The sequence below is a fragment of the Kitasatospora sp. NBC_00070 genome (assembly GCF_045041205.1).
Lineage (GTDB): Bacteria > Actinomycetota > Actinomycetes > Streptomycetales > Streptomycetaceae > Kitasatospora.
Window position 1 is genome coordinate 3,456,534 of the sequence record NZ_CP108247.1, and the last position, 25,842, is coordinate 3,482,375.

Annotated in this window: 22 protein-coding genes and 1 pseudogene; 8 read left to right on the plus strand and 15 right to left on the minus strand. The window is 74.1% G+C overall.

Annotation, left to right across the window (positions count from 1 at the left end; genetic code table 11):
- Nucleotides 1–77 precede the first annotated feature (77 nt).
- The 5 genes from OHV05_RS16015 to bldG all read right to left on the minus strand — a co-directional run bounded on the left by OHV05_RS16015 (nt 78) and on the right by bldG (nt 3,826).
- Nucleotides 78–1,613 (minus strand): methyltransferase, encoded by a 1,536-nt coding sequence (locus tag OHV05_RS16015; protein ID WP_405018278.1) that lies wholly within the window; start codon nt 1,611–1,613, stop codon nt 78–80.
- A 31-nt stretch (nt 1,614–1,644) separates the two neighbouring features.
- Nucleotides 1,645–2,349, minus strand: coding sequence for a hypothetical protein (locus OHV05_RS16020; RefSeq protein ID WP_405018279.1), 705 nt, complete (start codon nt 2,347–2,349; stop codon nt 1,645–1,647).
- Between the two features lie 42 nt (nt 2,350–2,391).
- Complete coding sequence (locus OHV05_RS16025) at nt 2,392–2,760, minus strand: cyclophilin-like fold protein (protein WP_405018280.1); 369 nt, start codon at nt 2,758–2,760, stop codon at nt 2,392–2,394.
- A 118-nt stretch (nt 2,761–2,878) separates the two neighbouring features.
- Nucleotides 2,879–3,307: an ATP-binding protein gene (locus OHV05_RS16030; protein WP_405018281.1), complete on the minus strand. Its 429-nt coding sequence runs from the start codon at nt 3,305–3,307 to the stop codon at nt 2,879–2,881.
- A gap of 177 nt (nt 3,308–3,484) precedes the next feature.
- Nucleotides 3,485–3,826: an anti-sigma factor antagonist BldG gene (gene bldG, locus OHV05_RS16035; RefSeq protein ID WP_057232018.1), complete on the minus strand. Its 342-nt coding sequence runs from the start codon at nt 3,824–3,826 to the stop codon at nt 3,485–3,487.
- A gap of 221 nt (nt 3,827–4,047) precedes the next feature.
- Between bldG and OHV05_RS16040 the strand changes: the two genes are divergently transcribed.
- Nucleotides 4,048–6,384, plus strand: a complete 2,337-nt coding sequence (locus tag OHV05_RS16040; RefSeq protein WP_405018282.1) for a DEAD/DEAH box helicase — start codon at nt 4,048–4,050, stop codon at nt 6,382–6,384.
- 125 nt (nt 6,385–6,509) lie between these two features.
- Here the strand turns inward: OHV05_RS16040 and OHV05_RS16045 are convergent.
- The 7 genes and pseudogenes from OHV05_RS16045 to ssd all read right to left on the minus strand — a co-directional run.
- Nucleotides 6,510–6,824 (minus strand): annotated as a pseudogene (locus OHV05_RS16045) (Rv3654c family TadE-like protein); the annotation flags it as partial.
- Nucleotides 6,812–7,219 (minus strand): TadE family type IV pilus minor pilin, encoded by a 408-nt coding sequence (locus OHV05_RS16050; protein WP_405018283.1) that lies wholly within the window; start codon nt 7,217–7,219, stop codon nt 6,812–6,814. The pseudogene OHV05_RS16045 and the gene OHV05_RS16050, both read right to left, overlap by 13 nt.
- The gene (locus tag OHV05_RS16055; RefSeq protein ID WP_405018284.1) at nt 7,209–7,487 is read right to left on the minus strand and encodes a DUF4244 domain-containing protein; all 279 of its coding nucleotides are present in this window, start codon (nt 7,485–7,487) and stop codon (nt 7,209–7,211) included. Before OHV05_RS16055 ends, OHV05_RS16050 begins: the two co-directional genes overlap by 11 nt.
- Before the next feature lie 61 nt (nt 7,488–7,548).
- Nucleotides 7,549–8,367 carry a type II secretion system F family protein gene (locus OHV05_RS16060; RefSeq protein ID WP_405018285.1) on the minus strand — a complete coding sequence of 273 codons (819 nt, stop codon included), beginning with the start codon at nt 8,365–8,367 and terminating at the stop codon, nt 7,549–7,551.
- Nucleotides 8,364–9,362 (minus strand): type II secretion system F family protein, encoded by a 999-nt coding sequence (locus OHV05_RS16065; RefSeq protein ID WP_405018286.1) that lies wholly within the window; start codon nt 9,360–9,362, stop codon nt 8,364–8,366. The genes OHV05_RS16060 and OHV05_RS16065 overlap by 4 nt, the downstream gene beginning before the upstream one ends.
- A 91-nt stretch (nt 9,363–9,453) precedes the next feature.
- Nucleotides 9,454–10,683 carry a TadA family conjugal transfer-associated ATPase gene (locus OHV05_RS16070; RefSeq protein WP_405018287.1) on the minus strand — a complete coding sequence of 410 codons (1,230 nt, stop codon included), beginning with the start codon at nt 10,681–10,683 and terminating at the stop codon, nt 9,454–9,456.
- Nucleotides 10,684–10,775: 92 nt separating this feature from the next.
- Nucleotides 10,776–11,888 carry a septum site-determining protein Ssd gene (gene ssd, locus OHV05_RS16075; protein WP_405018288.1) on the minus strand — a complete coding sequence of 371 codons (1,113 nt, stop codon included), beginning with the start codon at nt 11,886–11,888 and terminating at the stop codon, nt 10,776–10,778.
- A 689-nt stretch (nt 11,889–12,577) separates the two neighbouring features.
- Between ssd and OHV05_RS16080 the strand changes: the two genes are divergently transcribed.
- Complete coding sequence (locus OHV05_RS16080; RefSeq protein ID WP_405021475.1) at nt 12,578–13,405, plus strand: HAD family hydrolase; 828 nt, start codon at nt 12,578–12,580, stop codon at nt 13,403–13,405.
- Between the two features lie 339 nt (nt 13,406–13,744).
- Here OHV05_RS16080 and OHV05_RS16085 read toward each other — a convergent pair whose 3' ends face one another.
- Nucleotides 13,745–14,638 carry an oxidoreductase gene (locus tag OHV05_RS16085; RefSeq protein ID WP_405018289.1) on the minus strand — a complete coding sequence of 298 codons (894 nt, stop codon included), beginning with the start codon at nt 14,636–14,638 and terminating at the stop codon, nt 13,745–13,747.
- A 187-nt stretch (nt 14,639–14,825) separates the two neighbouring features.
- On the opposite strand from OHV05_RS16085, the gene OHV05_RS16090 reads away from it, so the two are divergent.
- Together OHV05_RS16090 and OHV05_RS16095 are read left to right on the plus strand one after the other, a co-directional pair.
- Nucleotides 14,826–15,812, plus strand: a complete 987-nt coding sequence (locus OHV05_RS16090) for an ATP-binding protein (protein ID WP_405018290.1) — start codon at nt 14,826–14,828, stop codon at nt 15,810–15,812.
- Between the two features lie 327 nt (nt 15,813–16,139).
- Nucleotides 16,140–18,473, plus strand: coding sequence for a SulP family inorganic anion transporter (locus OHV05_RS16095; protein WP_405018291.1), 2,334 nt, complete (start codon nt 16,140–16,142; stop codon nt 18,471–18,473).
- Nucleotides 18,474–18,511: 38 nt separating this feature from the next.
- Here the strand turns inward: OHV05_RS16095 and OHV05_RS16100 are convergent, their stop codons facing one another.
- Complete coding sequence (locus tag OHV05_RS16100) at nt 18,512–19,045, minus strand: hypothetical protein (protein ID WP_405018292.1); 534 nt, start codon at nt 19,043–19,045, stop codon at nt 18,512–18,514.
- A 307-nt stretch (nt 19,046–19,352) separates the two neighbouring features.
- Between OHV05_RS16100 and acs the strand changes: the two genes are divergently transcribed.
- The gene (gene acs / locus OHV05_RS16105; protein WP_405018293.1) at nt 19,353–21,308 is read left to right on the plus strand and encodes an acetate--CoA ligase; all 1,956 of its coding nucleotides are present in this window, start codon (nt 19,353–19,355) and stop codon (nt 21,306–21,308) included.
- A 63-nt stretch (nt 21,309–21,371) separates the two neighbouring features.
- Here the strand turns inward: acs and OHV05_RS16110 are convergent, their stop codons facing one another.
- Nucleotides 21,372–22,517 carry a serine hydrolase domain-containing protein gene (locus OHV05_RS16110; protein WP_405018294.1) on the minus strand — a complete coding sequence of 382 codons (1,146 nt, stop codon included), beginning with the start codon at nt 22,515–22,517 and terminating at the stop codon, nt 21,372–21,374.
- A gap of 323 nt (nt 22,518–22,840) precedes the next feature.
- Here OHV05_RS16110 and nhaA point away from each other — a divergent pair, with 323 nt between their 5' ends.
- The 3 genes from nhaA to OHV05_RS16125 all read left to right on the plus strand — a co-directional run bounded on the left by nhaA (nt 22,841) and on the right by OHV05_RS16125 (nt 25,825).
- The gene (nhaA, locus tag OHV05_RS16115; protein ID WP_405018295.1) at nt 22,841–24,139 is read left to right on the plus strand and encodes a Na+/H+ antiporter NhaA; all 1,299 of its coding nucleotides are present in this window, start codon (nt 22,841–22,843) and stop codon (nt 24,137–24,139) included.
- Between the two features lie 153 nt (nt 24,140–24,292).
- Nucleotides 24,293–24,769, plus strand: a complete 477-nt coding sequence (locus OHV05_RS16120) for a phage holin family protein (protein WP_405018296.1) — start codon at nt 24,293–24,295, stop codon at nt 24,767–24,769.
- 111 nt (nt 24,770–24,880) lie between these two features.
- Complete coding sequence (locus OHV05_RS16125; protein WP_405021476.1) at nt 24,881–25,825, plus strand: alpha/beta fold hydrolase; 945 nt, start codon at nt 24,881–24,883, stop codon at nt 25,823–25,825.
- Nucleotides 25,826–25,842 lie beyond the last annotated feature (17 nt).

Below are 25,842 nucleotides of genomic sequence, written 5' to 3' on the forward strand. Positions count from 1 at the left end.
TGGCCAACCCACGGCCGCCGCCGGGAGTACGCCGGGCAACCGCGAGATGAACCGGACCCAACCGGCCGACCGGCCGACTACCCGACCGGCTCGATGAAGCCCTGCTCGGTCAGCATCCGCAGCGACTCCGGCACCCGGTCCCGCAGCACCACCCGGTCCTCACCGAGCAGTTGGGCGATCGCGTCGACGATCTCGCCGGCCGCCAGGGTGCCGTCGCAGACGCCGACGAAACCGGCGCCGACGGTGTCCACCTTGGTGGCCCGCCGCATGCCCCGGTTGTGACGGAGGATCACGTGCTCCGGGTCCTCCGCGCCGGGCGCGCCGATCTGCTCCTGCACCACCTCGTCGGCGAGTCGGTAACGGGTCGCCAGCAGCGCGGCGTCGTCGTGCGTCCGGAGGAAGTCCTGCCGGGCGAACCAGCTCTCGATGTGCGGGCCGAGCGGCTGCTCGACGGTGTGCGGCCAGTCCTCGATCCGGACCGTCGGCTCGGCTGAGCCGCCCGCCCGCAGGGTGATCCAGCCGAAGCCGACGCCCTCGACCTTCGCGGCCTCGAAGGCGTCCAGCCACTCGCCGTACCTGGCCTGGTAGTCCGGTCCGGGCCCCCGGTGGTCACCACCGTCGCGCAGCCACAACTCGGCGTACTGCGCCACGTCCTGGACCTCGCGCTGGACCACCCAGGCGTCCAGTCCGGTGCCGGCCACCCAGCCGGCCAGCCGGTCCTGCCAGTCCTCGCCCCTGACGTGCTGCCAGTTGGCGAGCAGGTGGCAGTAGCCGCCCGGCTCCAGGTGCGCGGCGGCGCCCCGGACGATGCTGCGGCAGAGCTCGTCGCCGGCCATCCCGCCGTCCCGGTAGACGAACCGGCTGCCGGGCGAGATCACGAACGGCGGGTTCGAGACGATCAGGTCGAACCTCTGCCCCCCGACCGGCTCGAACAGGCTGCCCTCGGCGGTCTCGAACTCCGCGAAGCCGGACAGCGCCAGGGTCAGCGCGGTGAAGTGCAGCGCGCGCGGGTTGAGGTCGGTCGCGGTGAGGTGCCCGCCGTGCCGCGCGGCGTGCAGCGCCTGCACGCCCGAACCGGAACCGAGGTCCAGCACCCGGCGCACCGGCCGCCGGACGGCCAGGTTGGCCAACGTGGTGGAGGCGCCGCCGACACCGAGCACCAGGTCCTTCCTGGCCACCCCGTGCGCGGCCTCCCCGGCCCCGATACCGCCGGCGCCGCCGACCGCGCAGCCGAGGTCGGACACCACCCAGGCGTCCGCACTGGCCATCCCGGCCACCTCGTTGGCGTACGGGCGGACGTCCACGGTGGCCCGCACCGCGTCGGCGCCGTCCCGGACCAGCCAACGGTCCGTCAGGCAGCTCTCGACCGGCAGCGCGGCGGCGGCCGCCGCGTACGGCACCGGCTGCTGGAGCAGGAAGAGCCGCACCAGCGTCTCCAGCGGGGTGCCACCGGTGGTGGCCCGCAGCGCGGGCACCGCCTCGCTCCTGGCCAGCGCGGCGTACCCGGTGGACCCGAGCAGGTCGAGGCAGCCGTCGGCGGTGTACGAGGCGGCGAGCAGCGCCTCGCGCAGCTCGGCGAGACGGGCGTGGTCAAGGACAGGGCTGTTGGTCACCCGCCCATTGTCGCGCGGTGGCCGGGTCGGTTCAGCCGCTGGCGCCCGGCGACGGGGACGCGGGCGGGGTGCTGCCCGCGCCGGCGGCGGGGGTGGCGGCGGGTGTCGCGGCGGGAGCGTTCGGATCGGCGGCCGGGGACGCCGCCGTGGATCCGGACGGGCTCGGCGAGGTCTTCGCGGCGGGCTTGCAGCCCGGCTGCTTGGCCATGGCGGTGCCGAGCTCGCCGCTCTGCAGCTTGTTGAGCCCTGCGGTGGACTGCTGCGCGAGGCGCTGCACCTGGTCGCCGACGCTGCGCAGGGCGTCCGCGAACTTCGCCTGCTCGGTGGTGGGCAGTGCGGTGAGCTTCTGCTGCGCGTCCAGGTAGCCCTGGGCGGCCTTCTTCAGCTCGTCGGCCGCGCCCTGCTGAGCCGCCGCCCCGCCGTCGATCTTCGGCTCGCCGGCCTTGGAGATCGCCTCGGCCAGCTGCTGGTTGGTGGCGGCCAGCACCCCGAGGTCGGCCGCCAGCCGCTGCTGCAGCTCGGCCGGCTGCTCGCCGGGCAGCACCTTGTCGGTGTCGGCGAGGGCGGTCTGGGACTGCGCGATCGGGCTCTGCGCGGAGTCGCAGACCTTCTTGGCCCAGGAGTCGAGCGCGGCGGTGTCGTTCCCACCGCCGCACCCGACCGCGCCCACCGCCAGCAGCAGACCGAGCGCGGGGGCGGCCCACAGCCGCTTTTCGAGCATCACGTCAGGCTTCACGGTGCCGAACCTACACGGCGCCGCAGGGCACCCGGCAGGGGATCAGGCGCGCTCGACCCGGATCGGGTCCCCGGGCCGGACGGTGCGCAGCACCCCGGGATCGCCGTCCAGCGCACCGAGCAGGTTGCACGGACTCGCCAGCCGGCACTCGTCGCCGCGCGAGACCGGGGTCGGGCCGTACGGGAGCGCGAGGCTGTCCCCGTCGGTCCAGAACGCCACCGTGCCCGGCTCGACCACCTGTTGGGCGTCGTCCTCGCGGGCCACCGAGACCGGGGTGCCGAAGTAGACCTCCTCGCCCCAGGTGCTCGCGGTGGAGCCGACCGGCAGGGCGGCCCAGAGGGCCTCGGAGGTGGGCGTCGAACGCAGGGTGGCGGTGGCCTGACCGGCCGGCCACAGGATGCGGATGCGCATGGGGAAGGTGTCCCTCTCTCGAACCGAAACCGATCGCGCCCGAGAGCAGGGAACCGCCTGCTTCAACAATCTGTCAATATTTCGGCCCGGAACAGGGCCAGCAAGTCCGGGGCAGGCCCTAGAGGTCCACCGACTCCGTCGGAACGCCCCAGCTCATCCGGATCAGGCCGCCGTTGGCCCCGGAGGTCACCTCGACGTCCTCGACCAGCGCGGTGATCACCGCGAGCCCGAGGGCGTCCTCGGCGTCCTCGCCCATCTCCTCGGCGGTGGAGCCGAGCGGCGGCAGACCGGCCGGACCGGCCTCGTCCTCCACCTCGATGAGGAAACGCTTCTCCTGATCGGTCAGCGCGACCCGTACCGCGCCGCCCTGCACGCCGCCCCGTTGATGCAGGCTCACCGCACGGGAGCACGCCTCGCCGACGGCGAGCCGCACCTCGTCCAGCACCGACTCATCGACTCCGGCGCGCCTCGCCACCGCCACGGCCACGAGTCTGGCCGTCCGGACATGCTCGGGAAGTGCGCTGAACCGAAGTTCGACCGTTGCCATCGTCTTCCCCTCCGGGATACAAGCCTCGGGCTCGCGCGGGCTGGCAGAAGCGCCGCCGGGGCAGTGCCCACCGCTCACCACCGGCGGGGCCGAGGCCCCGCCGGTGGTGAGCGGATGAGCTCAGGTGAGAGCGTCAGGGGCCGAAGCGGTCACCCGCACCGGCCCGTTGACGACTGGTCAGTCGGTGGCGGCGACCGCGTCGTCCACCGAGGTGTGAATCGGGAAGACCTTGGTCAGACCCGTGATCCGGAAGATCTTCAGAATGCGCTCCTGGTTGCACACCAGGCGCAGCGAACCCTCATGCGCACGAACTCGCTTGAGGCCGCCCACCAGGACACCCAGACCGGTCGAGTCCAGGAAGTCAACGCCCTCCATGTCGACGACCAGGTGGTAGTTGCCCTCGTTGACGAGCTCGACCAGCTGCTCGCGCAGCTTGGGGGCGGTGTACACATCAATCTCGCCGCCTACCTCGACGACCGTACGGTCGCCGACAGTGCGGGTCGACAGGGACAGGTCCACGGAACCTCCAGCACCTTGCCTTGCTACGTCATTGCGATCCTCGGCCGGACGGCCGTCACCGCGTTGGTCGCAGGCCGGGCACGGCACGGCCGTGGCAGTTGAGCCCCGGCGGTGCGACCCTCGGCCATGCGGCCGTCACGGCTTCATTCAACCACTTGCGACCATGCCCGCACGATGGCTTGGCGCGATTCTCCGTCACGCCGGTGACACACTGGGTCCTCATGCCGCCCCGTCACCACCAGCCCGAGGCCCTGCTCGCCGCCCTGTCCGCCAGCCGGGGCCGGGCCGACCGCCTCACCCATACGGAGCATCTGGCAGCCCGTCAGGCCCGCTACGCGCCCTGGCCGGACGGAATCCGTCCGGAGATCGTGGCGTCCGCGCAGGCCCTGGGCATCGAGGAGCCCTGGGCACATCAGACCGAAGCGATGAAATTGGCCAAATCCGGCCAAACTGTGGTGCTGGCCACAGGGACCGCCTCGGGCAAGTCGCTCGGCTACCTCGCGCCGGTGCTCAGCGAACTGCTGGACGGCACCGAGGCCCGCAACGGCCGGGGCGCCACCGCGCTCTACCTGGCCCCGACCAAGGCGCTGGCCGCCGACCAGCGCCGCCGGGCCGCCGAGCTGGCCCCGCAACGCGTCCGGGCGGCCCTCTACGACGGCGACACCCCGCCCCAGGAGCGCGAGTGGGTCCGCCAGTACGCCTCGTACGTGCTGACCAACCCGGACATGCTGCACCGGGGCATCCTGCCGGCCCACCCGCGCTGGGCGTCCTTCCTGAAGACGCTGAAGTACGTGGTGATCGACGAATGCCACAGCTACCGGGGCGTGTTCGGCTCGCACGTGGCCCAGGTGCTGCGGCGGCTGCGGCGGGTCTGCGAACGGTACGGCTCCTCGCCCACCTTCCTGCTGGCCTCGGCCACCACCGCCGACCCGGCGGCCACCGCCCAGCGGCTGACCGGGCTGCCCGCCGTCGCGGTGACCGAGGACGCCTCACCGCGCGGGCCGCTGGTGTTCGCGCTCTGGGAGCCGCCGCTCACCGAGAACGTCGGTGAACAGGGCGCCCCGGTCCGCCGGACCGCGACCGCCGAGGCCGCCTACCTGCTCACCGAGCTGGTCGAGCGGGGCACCCGCACGGTGGTCTTCGTCCGCTCCCGCCGCTCGGCCGAACTGGTCGCCCTGCAGGCCCAGGACCAGCTCGGCTCCCCGCTGGCCGCCCGGGTCGCCGCCTACCGGGGCGGCTACCTGCCCGAGGAGCGCCGGGCGCTGGAGCGCGACCTGCACTCCGGTCGGCTGCTCGGCCTCGCCTCCACCTCCGCGCTGGAGCTCGGGGTCGACGTGTCGGGCCTGGACGCCGTCCTGATGGCCGGCTACCCCGGCACCCGGGCCTCGCTCTGGCAGCAGGCCGGCCGGGCCGGGCGGGAGGCCCAGGGCGCACTGGCGGTGCTGATCGCCCGCGACGACCCGCTGGACACCTACCTGGTGCACCACCCGGAGGCGCTGTTCGCCACCCCGGTCGAGGCCACCGTGCTGGACCCGGACAACCCGCACATCCTGGCCCCGCACCTGTGCGCGGCCGCCGCCGAACTCCCGCTCACCGAGGCCGACCTGCCGCTCTTCGGACCCTCCACCGGGCAACTGCTGACCGTGCTCGAACAGCGCGGCCTGCTCCGGCAGCGGACCAAGGGCTCCTGGTACTGGACCCGCCGGGAACGGGCCGTCGACGCGGTGGACCTGCGGGGCAGCGGCGGCAGCCCGGTGCAGATCGTCGAGGGCTCGACCGGCCGGCTGCTCGGCACCGTGGACGCGGCCGCCGCCCACACCACCGTGCACACCGGCGCGGTGCACCTGCACCAGGGCCGCAGCTACCTGGTGCAGGACCTCGACCTGGAGAGCTCGGTGGCCCTGGTCGAACCCGCCGAACCGCCCTACACCACCGCCGCCAGGGACCTCACCTCCATCTCGGTGCTGGCCACCGACACCACCGTGGAGTGGGGCGAGGCCCGGCTCAGCTTCGGCTCGGTCGAGGTGGTCAACCAGGTGGTCGGATACCTGCGGAAACGGATCTCCACCGGCGAGGTGCTCGGCGAGAGCAAGCTCGACCTGCCGCCCAGGACGCTGCGCACCCGGGCGGTCTGGTGGTCCGTCACCGAGGACCAACTGCTCGACGCCACCATCCCGTTCGACCAGTTGCCCGGCGCGGCGCACGCGGCGGAGCACGCCTCGATCGGCCTGCTCCCGCTGTTCGCCACCTGCGACCGCTGGGACATCGGCGGGGTCTCGGTGCCGCTGCACCCGGACACCGGGCTGCCGACGGTCTTCGTGTACGACGGCCACTCCGGTGGTGCGGGCTTCGCCGAACGGGGTTTCCGGGGCGCCGAGCAGTGGCTGACCGCGACCAGGGACGCGATCGCCGCCTGCGAGTGCGAGCGGGGCTGCCCGTCCTGCGTCCAGTCGCCCAAGTGCGGCAACGGGAACGACCCGCTGGACAAGGCGGCGGCGGTACGGCTGCTGGACGTGCTGCTCGCGGGCGCCCCCGGACGGTCGGCCGGGAGCGCCTGACGGCCCGTCCGAGCGACCCGGTGGCCCGCCGCCGCCACCGGGTCGCCGTCGCCCCAGGCCCAGACCGGCCCCGCCCGGGAACGGGCCCTGGCCGGGCCGACCGGCAGCGGCAGGCCGGTCACCGGCACCTCCACCACCACGTCCACCGCGTCGATGCCCTCCCGCACGGTGCAGCTGACCAGGCGGGCCCGGTGCTCGCCGGCGATCCGAGCGGCCCGCCCGCAGCCGCCGTCCTGATCCAGCATCAGGTGACCGGCGGCGGCCAGCGCCGCCAGGTCGGCGGCCGACTCCGCCCGGTGCCGGGCCGCCACCGCCGCGCCGAACGCGAGGCAGACCGCGAACAGCACGCAGCCGAGCATCCCGAAGGAGACCAGCCAGATCGTCGCCGAGCCCAGGTCGCCCGGCGACCGTGAAGCCCCGCCGGGCCTCAGGCCGGCCATCGCTCACCTCCGCCGGTCGAACCGATCACGTCCTCCCGCGCGGCCGCCGCCTCGGCGTGCAGCCGTACCGACAGTGCCCCGCCGAGCCGCCCGGGTGCCGGGCTCGGTGCCTCGACGGTGACCCGGACGGTGTCGCCGCCGGTCGCGACGCTCACCCTGGCCCCGGCCGGGGCGGCGGCCCGGGCCAGCGCGGCGGCGTTGCCGTCGCCCCGGGCGGCCGCCCTGGCACCGACCCGGGCCGCGTCCACGCAGCGGATCTGAGCGGCGGCCGTGACCACGCCCCAGACCAGCAGCGCGCACAGCAGCACCAGCGCCGGGAGGGCCACCGCCGTCTCCGCCGTGACGAACCCGCGCTCCCGGTCACGCGCGGACCCTGACGCCCGGTCAGACCGCATGGAGCGCCCGGTTGAGCAGCTCGCTGAGCGCGCCGGAGACCACCCCGCTGGTCACCACCTTGTAGAGCAGCGCCGCGAACGCGCAGGCCGCGACCGTCCCGACGGCGTACTCCGCCGTCGTCATGCCCGCATCGGCCCGGGCGCCGCCCAACCGGCGGGCCCGGACGGTCAGCCAGTCGACCCGGCGACGCAGCAACCCCCGGATCCGGCGGGCCGGACCGGCCGGGCGACGCGCAGCGGGACGGACTCGCGCAACGTGAACAGTCATCAGAGACTCCTTGTCAGCAACTCAGCAACTCGGCAACCGGACTTGAACGAGGACCGAGCGGTCAGACCCGCTCGGCGAACAGCGCCGTCAGCCCCATCACCACCGGCACCACGCCGATCAGGACGAAGGCGGGCAGGAAGCAGACCCCGAGCGGCGCGGTGGCCAGCACCCCCGCCCGGCGCACCCGGGCGTGGGCGGCCCGGCCCGCGGCGGCCCGCTGGGCGTGCGCCAGGCCGACCAACGGAGCCATCGGCGGCGAACCGCTGACGCTCGTCCGGACCAGGCAGCGGGCCAGCGGGGCGAGCGGTGGGCAGTCGGCACCGAGTCGGTCCCAACAGACCTCCGGTGGTGCTCCGAGCGCCAACTCGGCCGCCACACCGGCCAGTCGGCCGCTCATCGGCTGATCCACGCTGTCCGCCACCGCGGCGGCCGCGGCGGCGGGCGACGAGCTGGCACCCAGGCAGGCCGCCAGCAGCTCGGCGGCCAGCGGCAGTTGGCGGGTCAGCCGCTCCTGCTCCAGGGCCGCCCGGCGGGCGCTCGGCGACCGTATCCTCGGCAGCCAGCGCCGGGCCGCCAGACCGACCAGCAGCCCCGCCACCAGCCCGGCCGGGCCACCGACCAGCACCGCCGCCCCGGCCCCGGCCGCCGCCGGAACGGCCCGGTCCAGCAGCACCTCCCGGGTCACCCCACGGGCCCGCAGCACCCGCCCGGCCCGCCCGGCCCGGCGCCGCCGACGCCGGGCGAACGGCCGCCCGAGCGATCCGCCCCAGCGCCTGACCCGGCGCCGGACCGTCCGCCGCCGGACCGCCTTCAGCAGCTCGGCCCCGACGCCCGCCGTCACCGGCCCGGCCAGCAGCCCGAGCAGCAACTCCCGTCTCACCACGCCACCTCCGCCCGCACCGCCGACGCCTCCGGCCCCACCCAGCGGTCCTGCGGTGGAGCCCCGGCACGCGTCCTGGACAGCCCGCAGTCACCACTCCGCCGACCACCCGGCTCCGGCGGCGCGTCCTCCGCCGCCCTGACGATCCGGGCCGTCCAGGCCAGCCCGGCCGCCTCCAGCAGCGCCCCGGCCGCCAGACAGGCCAACCCGGCCGGCGTGTGCAGCAGAATCCGTACGGGCTCCGCGCCGAGCGCGGCCCCGAGCAGCAGGCCGACCAGCGGCAGGGCGGCCAGCACCGCGACGGTGGTCCTCGGCCCGGCGAGTTCGCTCTCGATCTCCTCGGCCAGGGCCCGCTCCGCCCGCAGGGCGTCGGCGAGTTGGTCCAGCCCGGGCGCCAGGCCGGTGCCGCTCTCGGCGGTGACCCGCCAGCAGGCGGCCACCGCCGCCGCGCCCCGACCGCCGGGCAGCTCGGCGACCGACCGCAGCGCCGCCGGTACGTCCGCCCCGTAGCGGCCCGCCGCGAGCCGGGCCGAGGACTCGGCCCCGAGCCCCTCGGTCAGACCGGACGCCCGGCCCAGCACCGAGTGCAGCGCCTGCTGCGGCGTCGCCCCGCTCCGCAGTTCGGCGGCCAACCCGGCGCACAGCTCGACCACGGCGGCGGCCCGCCGTCGTGCCTCGGCCGCCCGTCGCCGCCGGTTGCGCCAGCGCCGGACCGGCAGCACCGCCAGGGCGGCCAGCAGCGGCGGCACCGGCGAGCTGCTGAGCTGACCGGCCAGCAACCCGGCCGGGAGCAGCAGGAGTTCCGGCACCAGCCAACCCGGCCGACCCCTCCCGAGCACGGCCCAGCGGCTCGGCGGCCCGCTCCGCGCCGGACCACCGAGCAGCGCACCGGCCCGGCGCACCGTCCGGGCGTGCCGTCGGCGGCGGAACGCCAGCCCGCCGATCAGCCCGACCGCTCCGGCCGCGATCACCAGTAGTTGATCGATCGTCATCATCGGGGCTCCGTCCCGTTCCTGAGCAGGTAGCGGGCGGCGATCGCCGCCGCGCACAGCAGCAGGGCCCAGCCGAGCCGCCATGCCTCGGGCGTCATCGCGCCACCGCCGTCGGCTCGGGCAGTCCGACGCCCCGCTCGGCGCAGCGGCGCCGCAGCCGCTCCCAGCCCGGGCCGGGGACGCAGCCGCCCTCGGCCGTGAAGGTCAGCGCGGGGACCGTCAGGGCCAGCCCGCGCTCGTCGCCGACCAGCATGTGCAGCTCGGCCACCCGTCGTCGCCCGGTCCGCTGCTCGCGGACCAGGTGGATCACCACGTCCAGCGCGGCCCGCAGTTGGCTGTGCAGCGAGAGCCGGTCCAGCCCGGCGAGCGAGCCGAGCGCCTCCAGCCGGGCCGGCACGTCGGCGGCCGTGTTGGCGTGCACCGTCCCGCAGCCGCCCTCGTGGCCGGTGTTGAGGGCGGCGAGCAGGTCGACCACCTCCTCGCCCCTGACCTCGCCGACCACCACCCGGTCCGGCCGCATCCGCAGGGCCTGCCGGACCAGGTCCCGCAGGGTGAGTTCGCCCAGGCCCTCCTGGTTCGGCGGACGACTCTGCAGGCGCACCACGTGCGGGTGGTCGGGCCGGAGTTCGGCCGAGTCCTCGGCCAGCACGATCCGTTCGTCCGGCTCGACCAGGCCGAGCAGGGCCGCCAGCAGCGTGGTCTTCCCCGTCCCGGTGCCGCCGCTGATCAGCAGCGACAGGCGGGCCCGCAGCACGGCGGTCAGCAGTTCGGCGCCGATCGGCGGGAGGGCGCCGCCGGTCACCAACTCGGCCATGGTGAAGGGCCTGGTGCGACAGATCCGCAGCGAGATGTGGGTGCAGCCGGCCGCGATCGGGGGCAGCACGGCGTGCAGCCGGGTGCCGTCGGGCAGCCGGGCGTCCACCCAGGGGCGGGCGTCGTCCAGCCGACGGCCGGCCGCCGTGGCCAGCCGGTGGGCCAGCCGCCGGACCGCCTCGGCGTCCGGGAACCGGATCTCCGGCACCCGGCGCAGCCCGCCGCCCCGGTCCACCCAGACCTGGTCCGGGCCGTTCACCAGCACGTCCGTCACGTCGGGCTCACCGAGCAGCGCGTCCAGCGGCCCGGCGCCGACCAGTTCGGAGCGGAGCACCCGGACGGCGTCGAGGACGTCACCCCCGCCCAGCGGCGGGCGGGCGGCCCGCAGCGCGGCCGCCACCGAACCGGCGGTGGGCGCGGCGCCGACCTCGGCCAACCGGAGCCGGACGGCATCGACCAGGGCCGCCGCCCGCTCGTCGGAACCGGCGGCAGCAGCCGCTGAGCCCGTCATCTCCCCCGCCGGCGCCCGCCGGGTGGCGGCTCCGCGCCCCAAGGGCCTGCGGGGCGGCGCGACGGACCACCCGGGCCCGCGCTGACGATCCGTCATGACGTACCCCCGCCCGCCGCCTGGACCGGCGGCATGACCTCGGCCAGAAATCCCCCGCAGAACCGGGCCAGCGGCCCCTTCTCCCGGATGCCGGGCGGGGAGCCGCGCTCGACGTCCACCACCAGCCCGGGCTCGGTGGGCAGTTCGCCCGCCAGCCGGAGCCGCAGGCCCCGGGCCACCTCCGCCCCGGTCAGCCCGGCCGGCCCTGGCACCCGGACCACCACCCGCAGATCGGCCAGCCGCATCCGGGCGGCGGCCGCGACCCGGTCGGCCGCCGCCATCGCGCGCAGCTCCGCGGGCACCACCAACAGCCCGGTGTCGGCCTGTTCGAGTGCCTGGCCCGCCGCCGGGTCGAGGTGCCTGGGCAGGTCGAGCACCACCAGGCCACCCCGTCGGCGGGCGGCCGCCAGCACGCTGCGCATCGCCTCCGGCGGCACCGCCAGGGTGTCCCCGCGGTCCCACGAGAGCGCCGTCAACCGGTGCATCGAGGGCAGCGCCCTGGCCAGCTCGGCACCGCTCACCCGGCCCCGGGAGCCGGCCAGGTCGGGCCAGCGCAGCCCGCCGGCCTCCTCGCCGCCGAGCAGGACGTCCAGCCCGCCGCCCAGCGGGTCGGCGTCGATCAGCATGGTGCGGTGGCCCGCCCGGGCCGCCGTGACGGCCAGCGCGCAGGCCAGCGTGGAGGATCCCGCCCCGCCCCGGCCGCCGAGTACGGCGACGGTGAGGGCGGGCCGGCCGACCCCTTCGGCGGCGTCGGCGATCCGGTCCAGCAGCCAGGCCTGGGCGTCGGGCAGGAAGATGACGTGCTCGGCGCCGAGCTGGACCGCCCGGACCCAGACGTCGCAGTCGTCCAGGTCGAGGCCGAGCAGCAGCACGCCCGCCCGCCGGGTCAACCCGGCGCAGCGCTCGGACTGGTCGTCGCCGACCAGCACCAGCGGGGCGCTCTCCCAGAGCCCCCGGGGCGGCGGCGCACCGGAGAGCAGCTGCGGGTCGGTGCCGGCCGCCGCGCAGAGCCGCAGCAGGTGCTCGGCCAGGGTCTCGTCCTCGGTGACGATCAACGGCCCCCGGGCGGCCGGTCGATCGGTGAGTCGGTCGGTGATCGGTGTCGACACGGCTGTCTCCCCCGGTACGGCTGCTCCCTCTGGCGAGGTCCGGTCGGACGGCGCCCGACCGGGGCCCACCCTCCGGCTCCACCGACGGCCCGTCAGCCCGGCTCCGATTCCCTGGGGACAACTCGGGGGCTGTGGATAACTTTGTTCACTCGCACGGGGGGCGATTGCCCGATGAATTGACGCGGACTTCGTCACCGAGAAGATCCGGAAGACCCCGGACGGGTACAAAGGAAGATCGACAGCGCCGTCGAACGGGGCATCGAACTCGATACTCAGAGTGACGATCCGGCCTCGCCGAGCGGGCCGCCCAACCACCGCGCCAGTGCGGGAAACACCTCACCGCTGACCCCGCCCAAGTGCCGCCGGGCCCGGAAAATGGCCCTGGACGTGCGACGACCCCCGCCGGGGGGGAGAGCGGGGGTCGTCTATCCACGGTCCGACTCGGGGGGGAGGAGCCGGACCGGGTTAGCACGGTCGCGAACGATCCGTGACTTCCATGGTGTACCCGACGGCCCAGAAACACAAACCCAAGCGGCCATGAGTACGCCATATGGCGGGGTCTTTTGCCCAGCCCTCTATCCTCTGATCCCGTGGACACCACCGAGAACGCCGACACCGCCGACCACGGCGAGAACTCTGCCCGCGATTCGGTGCCGGACGGCGCCCCGCAGGTGCCGCTGCCGGACCCCGTGACCGCCGCGACTCGCCCGTTCGGAGCAACGCGGACCGCCGCGTTCTTCGACCTCGACAAGACGATCATCGCCAAGTCGAGCGCGCTCGCCTTCAGCCGCCCGTTCTACCAGGGCGGCCTGATCAACCGTCGGGCCGTACTGAAGAGCGCGTACGCTCAGTTCGTCTTCCTGGTCGGCGGCGCGGACCACGACCAGATGGAGCGGATGCGCGAGTACCTGTCCGCCCTCACCAAGGGCTGGAACGTGCAGCAGGTCCGGGAGATCGTCGCCGAGACCCTGCACGGCCTGATCGACCCGATCATCTACGACGAGGCCGCCTCGCTGATCGAGCAGCACCACCAGGCCGGCCGCGACGTGGTGATCGTCAGCAGCTCGGGCTCGGAGGTGGTGGAGCCGATCGGGCAGCTGCTCGGCGCGGACCACGTGATCGCCACCCGGCTCCAGGTCGAGGACGGCCGGTACACCGGGGAGATCGACTACTACGCCTACGCCGAGAACAAGGCGGCGGCGATCCGGGAGTTGGCCCTGAGCGAGGGCTACGACCTCGCCAACTGCTTCGCCTACAGCGACTCATCGACCGACCTGCCCCTGTTGGAGGCGGTCGGCCACCCCTCCGCGGTCAACCCCGACCGGGCCCTCCGCAAGGAGGCGCAGGCCCGGGACTGGCCGATCCTGGTCTTCGACCGGCCGGTCGAACTCCGCCGTCGGCTCCCCGAGTTCTCCGCCCCCAGCCGCTCGGTGCTGCTCGCGGTCGCGGTCGGCACCGCCGCGTTGACCGCCGGGCTGCTCTGGTACGCCGCGAAGCGCCGCCGCCCGGTTGCCTGAGCCCGGTCCGGTCACCGTGGGCAGCCGGCCAAAGAGTTTCCGTTTCGGGTTCCCCTTTGTCCGATTTCGCGGTAGAAAGGACTTACGGCCCGCGAGACCCGGTCAGGACCCTGAGAGGTCAAACCGACAACGCAGTTCAGGCCCCACGGACCGAGTACAGATAACTGAGCACCCACATGCAGCCGACCCGCTGTCGGGCCGCCGCACCAGGTGAACGGGCAGTAGATCCCCACCTGATGGGCAATCACGGTGCATGCTTGGTAACCCGGTACCTGTACCAGCGGCGGCGCCCAGCAGTACCGGGCGCCGCCGCAACTCGTTGCCCCGAGGCGTCGGGGCTCAGACCATCCCGCGCTGCATCGCCTCGCAGACCGCCGTGCTCTCCCGGACACCGAGCCGCAGCGCCCGCCCGCAGTGCGTGACCCAGGCCGCCATGCCCTCCGCCGTACCGCTCAAGTAGCCCTGCAGGGCCTGCCGGTAGGCCACGGTGCCGAGTTCGGCCAGGCCGACCTCGGCAGGGCAGATGGCCTTCGGGTCCAGCCCCTCGGCGATCAGCACGATCCGCTGGGCGGCCCGGGCGATCACGCCGTTGTGCGAGGCGAACGGCCGCAGCGCGAGCAGCTCGCCGTGCACCACCGAGGCCACCACCAGCGCCGGGGCGCCCTGGCCGGGCGCGCGGTCGGCGCGGTCGGCCAGCAGCCGGGCCAGCTGGTCCAGCCGGGCGGCCGCCTCCGCGGCGGGCGGAGCGGGCGGCAGCGTGACGGCCTGCGGCGGCGGGGCGTCCGCCCCGACCCCCTCGGCCATCGTCAACTCCAGCGGGAACAGCTCGTCGGCCGGCTCGCCCGCCGTCCTGGGCCGGCCGGCCTCGGCCGCGCCGTCCCCGACCGCGAGCAGGTGCAGCCGGGCCAGCACCTGGACCGGCGAATGCCGCCAGACGCTGAGCAGCTGCCCCGCCTCGGCGGAGATCCGCAGCGCACCGCCGACCGTCCTGGCCTCCGGGTCGGCACCGAAGTCGGTCCGGCGCCGCACCTCCTCCAGCGGCCAGTCGGCACCGTCCAGCGCGGCGGAGGCCCGGGCCCCGCGCAGGGCGGACTCCGAGGTCACCTCGGCGGCGCGGCGGCGCATCGCCCGGTGGCCGTACAGCCGGTCGACGGCCTTGCGCACCTCCGCGACGGCCTCGGGGACTCCGGGGAGCTCGGCCAGCGGGGCGAGGGGGTCTGTTCCAGTGGTCACCTACCCGAGGGTAATGAACACCTCCCCCAGGGCCCGACAGCAACCCCACCATCACCCGTTCGAGGCAATCCGACTTGCCCGCCCGCGCGGTGGGCCAAACCCCGGATAGCATGAGCGCTATCGGTGACGATAACGATTACCAACAACTTCAGCCGCCCAGCGGCTGGGCCGAGAGCCGGAGTCTCAGATGAAGATCGCCTTCGTCGGCAAGGGCGGCAGCGGGAAGACCACGCTGTCCGCACTGTTCATCCGCCACCTCGCCGCAGCAGGCTGCCCGGTGATCGCCGTCGACGCCGACATCAACCAACACCTGGGGCCGGCCCTGGGGCTGACGGACGATCAGGCCGCCGCCCTGCCCTCGCTCGGTGCGCACCTGCCGGAGATCAAGGAGTATCTGCGCGGCAGCAATCCGCTGATCGGCTCCGCCGAGCAGATGATCAAAACCACGCCGCCCGGCCGGGGTTCGCGCCTGCTGCGGATCGTCGAGGAGAATCCGGTGTACGCCGCCTGCGCCCGGCCGGTCGCGCTGGACGAGGGCTCGGTCCGGCTGCTGGCCACCGGTGCGTTCACCGAGCAGGACCTCGGGGTGGCCTGCTACCACTCCAAGGTCGGCGCGGTCGAGCTGCTGCTGAACCACCTGATCGACGGTCCGGACGAGTACCTGGTCACCGACATGACCGCCGGTTCGGATTCCTTCGCCTCCGGCCTGTTCACCCGCTTCGACCTGACCTTCCTGGTCGCCGAGCCGACCCGGAAGGGCGTCTCGGTCTACCGCCAGTACAAGGAGTACGCCCGCGACTTCGGGGTGACCCTGAAGGTGGTGGGCAACAAGGTGAGCGGCGCCGACGACCTGGCCTTCCTCCGCCGGGAGGTCGGTGACGACCTGCTCACCTGCTTTGGCCAGTCCGACTGGGTGCGCCGCCTGGAGCAGGGCGCCGAGCCCGAGCTGCGGACGCTGGAGCCCGCCAACCGGGCCGTGCTGGCCCGGCTCAGGGAGCAGGCCGAGCTTGCCTTCGCCGCCCGCGAGCCGGAGCGCTGGACCAGCCAGGCCGTCCACTTCCACCTGCGCAACGCGGAGAGCTGGGGCAACGCCAAGACCGGCATCGACCTGGCCACCCAGGTGGACCCGGGCTTCGTGCTCGGCGCCGGGCACCTGGACGCGGCCGGCGTCTGACCGGCCGGCGGCCCGACCGCAGCGCACGGGGCGACCTCGGAGTCCGAGGCCGCCCCCGTGCGCTTCTGCACATTCCCGATGGTTCGCCTACTCCCCGAAGGAGTGAATCCCGGGCGCAGCACTGTCCGTCGATTTCACGCTGTGCAAAGATCTCATTACTCTTGGTTTACCGAATCTTGATGGTCCCAGGGGTGGACGAGCCGACCCCGCCGTGCTTGCACCCCACGACCATCCCCGCCACACCGTCGCGACCCACGACAGCCGATCCGACCCCGAAGCACCTCCCCGGACCTGACTGCGTTCGTTCCCCCGGAAAGACGGGACACCATGACCTTCGACGTCTCCGCCGCACCCATCGCCTCCGACACCACCGACCACGCCCCGCCGGGCCGCTTCGGGCGGCCGGCCCGGGATCTGCCGGCCTCCCTGGTGGTCTTCCTGATCGCCGTCCCGTTCTCGCTCGGCATCGCGCTCGCCACCGGCGCCCCGCTCACCTCCGGGCTGGTGGCCGCCGCCGTCGGCGGCATCGTCGCCGGAGCCCTCGGCGGCACCCCGCTCCAGGTGACCGGCCCGTCCGCCGCGCTGACCGTGATCATCGCCGGTCTGATCGCCCAGTTCGGCTGGCAGGTCACCTGCGCCGTGACGGTGGGCGCCGGGCTGCTGCAGTTCCTGCTCGGTACGTTCCGGGTGGCCCGGTCCGCGCTGGCCGTCTCCCCCGCCGTCGTGCACGGCATGCTGGCCGGGGTCGGGCTCACCATCGCGATCGCCCAACTCCACGTGGTGCTCGGCGGATCGCCGCAGAGCGCCGCGCTGGCCAACCTGATCGCACTGCCCGGCCAGCTCTCCGGGCCGCACCTGCCCGCGCTCGCGGTCGGCGGGCTCGCGATCGCGCTGCTGTTCGCCTGGCCCCGGCTGGGCCTGCTGCCCGGCCGGGCCGGCCGGATCGGCGCCGTCGCCGCCCGGGTGCCCGCCGCGCTGGTCGCAGTGGCCGCCGCCACCGGGCTCTCGATCGCCCTCCGTCTCCGGCTGGCCCGGGTCGAGCTGCCGACCTGGGAGCAGCACGACTTCGCCGCCCTGCCCTCGCTCGCCCAACTCGGCGCGCACTGGCCGGTGTTGCTGGCCGCCGTGCTGACGGTGACGGCGGTGGCCGGCGTGGAGTCGCTGCTCTCCGCCGTCGCGGTCGGCCGGCAGGCGCCGGGCCCGATCGACCTGGACCGCGAGCTGCGCGGCCAGGGTCTCGCCAATCTGCTCACCGGCCTGCTCGGCGGTCTGCCGGTGGCCGGCGGCGCGGTCCGCAGCACCGCCAACATCCGGGCGGGGGCCGTCAGTCGGTGGTCCGCCGTGCTGCACGGGGTCTGGGTGCTGGTGGCCGCGCTCGCGTTCGGCGGTGGCCTGCGGCAGATCCCACTGGCGGCCCTGGGCGCGCTGGTGCTGGTGGTCGGCGTCCAGATGGTCAGCTTCGCGCACATCCGGCGGGTGCACCGGCACCGGGAGTTCCCGGCCTACCTGGCCACCGTGCTCGGTGTGGTGCTGCTCGGCGTCCCGCTCGGGGTGCTGCTCGGCGGCGGGGTCGCCGCCCTGCTGGCGCTCCACCGGCTGACCCGGGCCCATGTGGACGTGCTGGCCGAGCCGGACGGCTCCTGGACGGTGCGGACGCACGGTCCGCTCACCTTCGCGGTGGTGCCCCGGCTCAGCCGCGCGCTGGCCGACATCCCGGCCGGCGCCCAGGTGACGGTCAGTCATGACGGCTCGTTCCTGGACCACGCGGCCTACGAGCAGTTGCACACCTGGCGGTCCGGCCACCAGGCGTCGGGCGGCCGGGTCTCGATGCTGACCGAGCTCGACGAGGAGGTGCTGGACCCGGACGGCACGGTCCGGGCGGGCAGCTCGCCGGGCCCGCACCGCTGCCGGGCCTGGACGCCCTGGGGCGGCCACCACTGCATCGAGCCCGGCGCCGACGACCCGCACGGCCGCCTGCTGGACGGCGTGCGCGGCTTCCAGCAGCACACCGCCCACCTGGTCAGGCCCGAGCTGGCCCGGCTGGCCCGGGAGGGTCAGACGCCCTCCCAGCTCTTCCTGACCTGCGCCGACTCCCGGATGGTGACCAGCATGATCACCAGCAGCGGGCCGGGCGACATGTTCACCGTCCGCAACGTCGGCAACCTGGTCCCGGCCCCGTACGAGCCGGGCGCCGCCGACGACTCGGTCGCGGCCGCCGTGCAGTACGCGGTGGAGGTGCTGGAGGTCCGCTCGATCACCGTCTGCGGCCACTCCGGCTGCGGGGCGATGAAGGCCCTGCTGGACGGCGTGCACCTGAACCCCGGCCCGCCCACCCCGCTCGGACGCTGGCTGCGGAACGGCCGGGGTTCGCTGGACCGGCTGCGCCGGGCCCCCGCGGTGTTCGCCGACCGGCCGGTGGTCAGCGAGGTGGAGCAGCTCGGCATCACCAACGTGGTCCAGCAGTTGGACCAGTTGCTGGCCCACCCGGCGGTGGAGCGCCGGGTCGCGGCGGGCACCCTCCGGCTGGTCGGCATGTACTTCGACTTCGCCGACGCCCAGGCGTACGTGCTCGACCCGGAGCTGCGCAGCTTCGTCCCGGTCTCGGAGCAGCGGGTCCCGACCGGGCCCGCCCCGACCGAGAGCACCGACCTGGCGGCCTGACCGGCCGTCAGCCCGGCCCGCCCCGGTCGCACCCGCCGTTACGGGTCCAGCAGGCCGGCCAGGTCGGCCGGGGTGACGTAGCCAGGCCAGCGGCCGTCGGCGAAGAGGTGCACCCCGGCGTCCCAGTAGCACTGGTCGACCAGTTGGGAGCAGATCATGTGCCCGCTGTCGGCGACGTACTTCCCGATCAGCAGCCCGACCGGGAGGTGGAAGCGGTGCGCGGCCAGCGCGAAGTAGTCGGCCGCGCTGTACGGGGTGCCGATGTAGCGCCGGGCGGCCGCGACCACCGCCCGGCGCTGGTCGTCGGTCAGCGGGATCCGCCCCGACGACCAGCGGATCGGGCGGCCGTCGTAGACGGAGAGCGGTCGGAGCTCGGCCCCGCCGGGCTGGGCCTCGACCAGCTCGCCGTTCCCGACGTGGACGAAGGCGTGTTCCCAGTCGGCGAATCCGTCGCCGTTCAACCACTGGCCGATCCTGATCAGACGGCCGCCCCGGCCGCCCATCCGGACCACGGCGAAGTCGCCCGGCCGGGGCTCGGGGTCGGAGTCACTGTTCGCGGGAAGTCCGGACACGGCTGTCCCCCCACCAGGGCGGGCGCGGTTCGGCCCGGTGCCGTTCGGCCCCACCCGTGCTGTCAGTGGAGTACCGCCCGGACACCCCGTCAAGGTCCGCCGCAGCGACTCGTCACCCGGGTCCGGGACCCGGAGGGGCGGCCGCGGCACCGACCGGTCGGCCACTGTCAGTCAAAGGTCTACACCAATTCTCCGGTGCCTCTTGTCAACAGGCCGGTTCGCCTGGTGAGCTGTGCGCTGGGACACACGGGACAATCCCTTCCGCACGGGATCCCCCGGCAGATGGAAACTCGATGAGGAGTGCGCGTTGAGCAACGAGAGCCTGGCCAACCTGCTCAAGGAGGAGCGTCGTTTCGCTCCCCCGGCGGAGCTGGCGGCCGACGCCAACGTCACCGCGGCCGCGTACGCGCAGGCGTCCGAGGACCGGCTCGGTTTCTGGGCCGAGCAGGCCCGCCGCCTCAGCTGGGCGGTCGAGCCCACCGAGACCCTGGACTGGTCGAACCCGCCGTTCGCCAAGTGGTTCGCCGACGGCAGGCTCAACGTGGCGTACAACTGCGTGGACCGCCACGTCGAGGCCGGCAACGGCGACCGGGTCGCCATCCACTTCGAGGGCGAGCCCGGCGACAGCCGCTCGATCACCTACGCCCAGCTCAAGGACGAGGTCTCGCAGGCCGCCAACGCGCTGCTGGAGCTCGGCGTCCGCAAGGGCGACCGGGTCGCGGTCTACCTGCCGATGATCGCCGAGGCGGTCGTGGCGATCCTCGCCTGCGCCCGGATCGGCGCCACCCACTCGGTGGTCTTCGGCGGCTTCTCCGCCGACGCCGTCGCCTCCCGGATCCAGGACGCCGACGCCAAGCTGGTGATCACCGCCGACGGCGGCTACCGCCGCGGCAAGCCCTCCGCGCTCAAGCCCGCCATCGACGAGGCGCTGACCAAGGTCGACGGCGTCGAGAAGGTCCTGGTCATCCGCCGCACCGGCGAGGACGTCAGCTGGACCGAGGGCCGCGACGTGTGGTGGCACGAGATCACCGCGCGTCAGTCCACCGAGCACACCCCCGAGGCGCACGAGGCCGAGCACCCGCTCTTCATCCTCTACACCTCGGGCACCACGGGTAAGCCCAAGGGCATCCTGCACACCTCCGGCGGCTACCTGACCCAGGCCGCCTACACCCACCACGCGGTCTTCGACCTCAAGCCGGAGACCGACGTCTACTGGTGCACCGCCGACATCGGCTGGGTCACCGGGCACTCCTACATCGTCTACGGGCCGCTCGCCAACGGCGCCACCCAGGTGATCTACGAGGGCACCCCGGACACCCCGCACCAGGGCCGGTTCTGGGAGATCGTGCAGAAGTACGGCGTCACCATCCTCTACACGGCGCCGACCGCGATCCGCACCTTCATGAAGTGGGGCGACGACATCCCCGCCAAGTTCGACCTCTCCAGCCTCCGGGTGCTGGGCAGCGTCGGCGAGCCGATCAACCCCGAGGCGTGGGTCTGGTACCGCGAGCACATCGGCGGCAACAAGACCCCGATCGTCGACACCTGGTGGCAGACCGAGACCGGCGCGATGATGATCAGCCCGCTGCCGGGTGTCACCGAGACCAAGCCCGGCTCCGCCCAGCGCGCCCTGCCCGGCATCGCCGCCACCGTGGTGGACGACGAGGCCAACGAGGTGCCGAACGGCTCCGGCGGCTACCTGGTGCTGACCGAGCCGTGGCCGTCCATGCTCCGCACCATCTGGGGCGACGACCAGCGCTACATCGACACCTACTGGTCCCGCTTCCCGGGCCGCTACTTCGCCGGCGACGGGGCCAAGAAGGACGAGGACGGCGACATCTGGCTGCTCGGCCGCGTGGACGACGTGATGCTGGTCTCCGGCCACAACATCTCCACCACCGAGGTCGAATCCGCCCTGGTCGGCCACCCCGCCGTCGCCGAGTCGGCGGTGGTCGGCGCGACCGACGCCACCACCGGCCAGGCGATCGTCGCCTTCGTCATCCTGCGCGGCACCGCCACCGAGAGCGAGGAGCTGGTCGCCGAGCTGCGCAACCACGTCGGCCGCACCCTCGGCCCGATCGCCAAGCCCAAGCAGATCAAGATCGTCAGCGAGCTGCCGAAGACCCGCTCCGGCAAGATCATGCGCCGCCTGCTCCGCGACATCGCCGAGGGCCGCGAGGTCGGCGACACCACCACCCTCGCCGACAGCAGCGTGATGAACCTGATCCAGTCCCAGCTGCCGGGCGGTTCGGACCACAGCTGACCGGACGTCACCGGCACTGCGGCGGGGGCCCGCGAGGCCCCCGCCGCAGTGCCGTGTCCGGGGTCAGCCCGCCAGCCGCCGCAGCGTCGCGTACGCGGTCTGGGTGAACCGGCGCCGCAGCCCGGGCAGCGTGCTGGCCATCGCGACCAGCCCCACCTGCGCCGCCGGGTTGAACCCGGCGAACACCGCCGAGGCGGCCCCGCCGTCCCGGCCGCCGGACGCCTCGGCCGTCGCACCGCGCCCGCGCAGCGAACCGGTGGCCCCGGTGTGGAAGAGCAGCTCGCCCTCGTCCAGTGCCCGGTGGTTCCAGGTCAGCGCGATCCGCGCGCCGGACCGCCGCCGCTCCACCCTGGGCAGCCGGACCTCCCGCAGCGCCGCCTTCAGCGCGGCGGCCGCCCCGCCGCGCTCCGTGATCGGCACCGCGTCCACCGCCAGGTGCGCCTGCAGGTAGCGCAGCATGTCGTCCGCCGTCGAGCTGAGCGCTGCCGCCCCCGGCAGGGCCGGCAGCCGGAACGACGGCACCCGGCGCCCTCGCCGGTAGCCGTGCGAGGGCTCCCGGTCCGGCGCGCAGGAGGTGTCCATCAGACCCAGCGGGCCGCAGATCCGACTGGCCAGCAGCTCCTCGTACCGGATGCCCGCCGCGCTCTCCAGCGCCAGCCCGAGCAGCCCGCAGCCGAGGCTGGAGTACCGGACCTGCGCCCCCGGCATGCCCCGGACCGGCGTCCTCGGCAGCGCCCGGAGCAGGTGCGGGCGGCTGAAGGTGGCGTACGGGTCGGTGAACCAGCGCGGCAGCGCGGAGGGCAGCAGGCCGACCGGCAGCCGGGGCAGGCCCGAGGTGTGGGTGGCCAGGTGCAGCAGCGTGATCGGGCGCTCCTGCGGGTAGCCGGGCAGCACCTCGGCGGGCAGGTAGCGGTCGATCGGGTCCTCGTACCCGACCTCGCCCCTGGCCACCATCTCGGCGAGCAGCAGGCCGGTGAAGGTCTTGGTCACCGAGCCGAGCGCGAACCGGGTGTCGGCGCGCACCGGCCGGGCGCCGGACCGGTCCGCGTACCCCCGGCAGACCACCGTCCGCTCGTTCCCCCGGATCACGGCGACCGCGATGCCGCCGGTCGGCGTGGCCCCGCTGAACAGCGGCCGGAGCAACTGCGCCAGCTCCGGGGAGAGGGCGGGTAAGGGTGCGAGGAGCCGGTCGGTTATCTGACTGGGCATCAAGAGCTCCGGGATCGGGAGAAGCCGCCCGGTCCGGACGGCACATGCCCCTGACGATAGGAACGCCACCGTCCGGCCGCACCGCGCGGCGGCCATCCGAGCGAGCGCACGCGAGGGGCGCGCGGCGGCCGGCCGTCGGCTCTCCGAGCGGAAGTCGGATCGCCTCATAAAATGGGCGAACCGGACACCGCCTCGAGGTTCCCTGCAGCCACCCGATAGGCTGTCAAAAACACAACAAGATTTCTGAGGCGCGCCGGGAAGACTGGTCGGCACCGCACCACCGGTGTATCCGTTTCCCGCTCCCCGCCTGGAGGTCCCCCGTCGTGGCCACGCCGCCGCCCACCCCGACTCGCCGTCAGTTCCTCGGACGGCTCTCGCTGCCCGAGCGGACGTACCTCACCGACGCGCTGCGCACCGAGACCGTGGGCGGCATCCTGCTGCTGCTGGCCGCCGCCGCGGCACTCCTCTGGGCGAACCTCTGGCCCGGCTCGTACGACAGCGTCCGCGAGTACACCGTCGGCCCGTCCTCGCCGCTGCACCTCGACCTCAGCCTGGACGCCTGGGCCAAGGACGGGCTGCTGACGATCTTCTTCTTCGTGGCCGGGATCGAGCTCAAGCGCGAGTTCGTCGCCGGGGAGCTGCGCACCCCGAGCGCCGCGATGCTGCCGGTGGTGGCGGCGGTCTGCGGCGTGACGCTGCCCGCGATCGTCTACGCGGTGGCCAACTCGGGCCCGGGCGGGCACCCGGCCGGCTGGGCCATCCCGACCGCGACCGACATCGCCTTCGCGCTCGGCGTGCTGGCCGTGGTGGGCAGTCACCTGCCGTCCGCGCTGCGGGCGTTCCTGCTCACGCTGGCCGTGGTGGACGACCTGATCGCGATCCTGATCATCGCGGTGTTCTACAGCTCGGGTATCAAGTTCTGGGCGCTCGGGCTGTCGCTGGCGGGCCTGGTGCTGTTCTGGTTCCTGCACCGGCACGGGGTACGCGGCTGGTACCTGTTCCTGCCGCTGGCCTTCCTGATCTGGGCGCTGATGCACGAGAGCGGGGTGCACGCCACCGTCTCCGGCGTCGCGATGGGCCTGATCCTGCGCTGCCACCGGGTGGACGACGAGAAGGTCTCACCCGGCGAGCACATCGAGCACCTGGTCCGGCCGCTCTCGGCGGGCTTCGCGGTGCCGGTGTTCGCGCTGTTCGCGGCCGGGGTGGCGATCACCGGCCCGGCGCTGGGCGAGGTGTTCACCCAGGCGGCGCCGCTCGGCATCGTGCTCGGCCTGCTGGTCGGCAAGACGGTCGGCATCTTCGGCGGCACCTGGCTGGCCGCCAGGTTCACCCGGGCCGAGCTCAACCCGCAGCTCAAGTGGGCCGACCTGTTCGCGGTCTCGACCCTGGCCGGCATCGGTTTCACCGTCTCGCTGCTGATCAGCGAACTGGCCTTCCCGGACGACCCGGCGCTGGCCGACCGGGCCAAGGCCGCGGTGCTGGTCGGCTCGCTGCTCTGCGCGCTGGTCGCCACGGTGCTGCTCAAACTGCGCAACCGGCACTACCGGGAGCTGGTCGACGAGGAGAACCTCGACTCGGACGGCGACGGCATCCCGGACGTCTACCAGCAGCCCGCGCACTGACCGGGACGGCACGCTGAGAGCCCGTCAGGTGACACGCCGTCGCCCGAGGGGCGCCCCGGAGTGGTGCCGGACTGGCCGGTAGGGGCATGATTCAGAGCTGTCGGCACTAACCCCGCCACCGCAACTGCCCGGCCTCGTGAAGGAGAACCGCTGATGCCCGCAGGAACCGCAGAACCGACCAGCGACGGCCGGGCGCCCTACGAGGGCGAGCGTTCGGTGGGGCAGCTGTTCGCGGCGGCCACCGCCGACCTGTCCGCCCTGGTGCACGACGAGATCGCGCTCGCCAAGGCGGAGATCCGACAGGACGTCAAGCGCGGGGTCTCCGGCGGCGTCTCGCTGGTCGTGGCCGGCGTGGTCGCGCTCGCCGCGGTGCCGATGCTGAGCTTCGCCGCCGCGTACGGGCTGCAGGCGCTCGGGCTGACCCTCGGCTGGTCGTTCCTGATCGTGGCCGGGGCCTACCTGCTGCTGGCCGCGCTGCTCGGGCTGCTGGCGCTGCGCTCGTTCAAGAAGATCGAGAAGCCGCACCGCACCATCGAGGGCGCGCAGAAGACCGCCGACGTACTGAAGAACGCCCGGCCGCGCCCGGCCACCCAGGAGGAGATCGACCGGGGCCTGGGCCGCCGCCCCTGACGACCGGGCGGGGCACTTGTCACAGAGCATTCACAGCACCGCTGGGTGCCGGGGGACGCGTTCGGCAACCGGGTGTGACAGGCTCTCGGTATGCCGCTGGACCAGATGCCCATGCCCTCCCGGGCCAGTACCCCGAGGACCGAGATCACCGAGACCCCGTGGGAGCTCCGCTCGGCCGGACCGTGGAACCACCGCGACCTGGCGGCGAACGGCGCCCGGTTCCACATCGCCGAGGCCGGTGAGGGCCCGCTGGTGCTGCTGGTGCACGGCTGGCCGGAGTACTGGTGGGCGTGGCGGCACCAGCTGGCCGCGCTGGCCGAGGCGGGCTTCCGGGCGGTGGCGCTGGACCTGCGCGGGGTCGGCGGCAGCGACCGCACCCCGCGCGGCTACGACCCCGGCAACCTGGCGCTGGACATCACCGGTGTGATCCGCTCGCTCGGCGAACGGCAGGCGCACCTGGTCGGGCACGCCATGGGCGGTTCGCTGGCCTGGGTGGCGGCGGTGATGCGCCCCTCGGTGATCCGCAGCCTGACCGTGGTCTCCGCGGCGCACCCCCGGCAGCTGCGCCGGGCCCTGCTGACGGACCGTCGTCAGATGGCCGCCTTCGACCACGTGCTGAACTTCCAGCGCCCCTGGGTGCCGGAGCGCCGCCTGGTGGCGGACGACGCGGCCCTGGTCGGGCGCTACCTGACCGAGTGGAGCGGGCCGAACCAGCCGGACGCCGAGGCGCTGCACGCGTACCGGCAGGCGGTGCAGATCCCGAGCACCGCGCACTGCTCGATCGAGCCCTACCGCTGGCTGCTGCGCTCGATGGCGCGGCCGGACGGCATCCAGTTCGCCCGCCGGATGAAGAAGCCGATCACCGCGCCGACCCTGCACGTCCAGGGCGCGGCCGACCCGGTGCTGCTCTCGCACACCGCGCTGGGCGCGGGCGAGTTCGTCGAGGCGCCGTACCGCTGGCGGCTGCTGCCGGGGGTCGGGCACTTCCCGCACGAGGAGGCGCCGGCCGAGTTCTCGGCGGAGCTGATCGGGTGGGTCAAGGAGCACCAGGGCTGAGCGCCGACGGCGCTCCG

Bases quoted from the DNA above. Each gene is read 5' to 3' on its own strand.
- OHV05_RS16025 (WP_405018280.1), bottom strand. From the start codon at position 2,760: ATGCGCATCCGCATCCTGTGGCCGGCCGGTCAGGCCACCGCCACCCTG.
- OHV05_RS16070 (WP_405018287.1), bottom strand. From the start codon at position 10,683: ATGACGGGCTCAGCGGCTGCTGCCGCCGGTTCCGACGAGCGGGCGGCG.
- OHV05_RS16065 (WP_405018286.1), bottom strand. From the start codon at position 9,362: ATGATGACGATCGATCAACTACTGGTGATCGCGGCCGGAGCGGTCGGG.
- OHV05_RS16125 (WP_405021476.1), top strand. From the start codon at position 24,881: ATGCCCTCCCGGGCCAGTACCCCGAGGACCGAGATCACCGAGACCCCG.
- OHV05_RS16120 (WP_405018296.1), top strand. From the start codon at position 24,293: ATGCCCGCAGGAACCGCAGAACCGACCAGCGACGGCCGGGCGCCCTAC.
- OHV05_RS16030 (WP_405018281.1), bottom strand. From the start codon at position 3,307: ATGGCAACGGTCGAACTTCGGTTCAGCGCACTTCCCGAGCATGTCCGG.
- OHV05_RS16095 (WP_405018291.1), top strand. From the start codon at position 16,140: ATGACCTTCGACGTCTCCGCCGCACCCATCGCCTCCGACACCACCGAC.
- OHV05_RS16090 (WP_405018290.1), top strand. From the start codon at position 14,826: ATGAAGATCGCCTTCGTCGGCAAGGGCGGCAGCGGGAAGACCACGCTG.
- OHV05_RS16050 (WP_405018283.1), bottom strand. From the start codon at position 7,219: ATGCGGTCTGACCGGGCGTCAGGGTCCGCGCGTGACCGGGAGCGCGGG.
- OHV05_RS16110 (WP_405018294.1), bottom strand. From the start codon at position 22,517: ATGCCCAGTCAGATAACCGACCGGCTCCTCGCACCCTTACCCGCCCTC.
- OHV05_RS16055 (WP_405018284.1), bottom strand. From the start codon at position 7,487: ATGACTGTTCACGTTGCGCGAGTCCGTCCCGCTGCGCGTCGCCCGGCC.
- OHV05_RS16040 (WP_405018282.1), top strand. From the start codon at position 4,048: ATGCCGCCCCGTCACCACCAGCCCGAGGCCCTGCTCGCCGCCCTGTCC.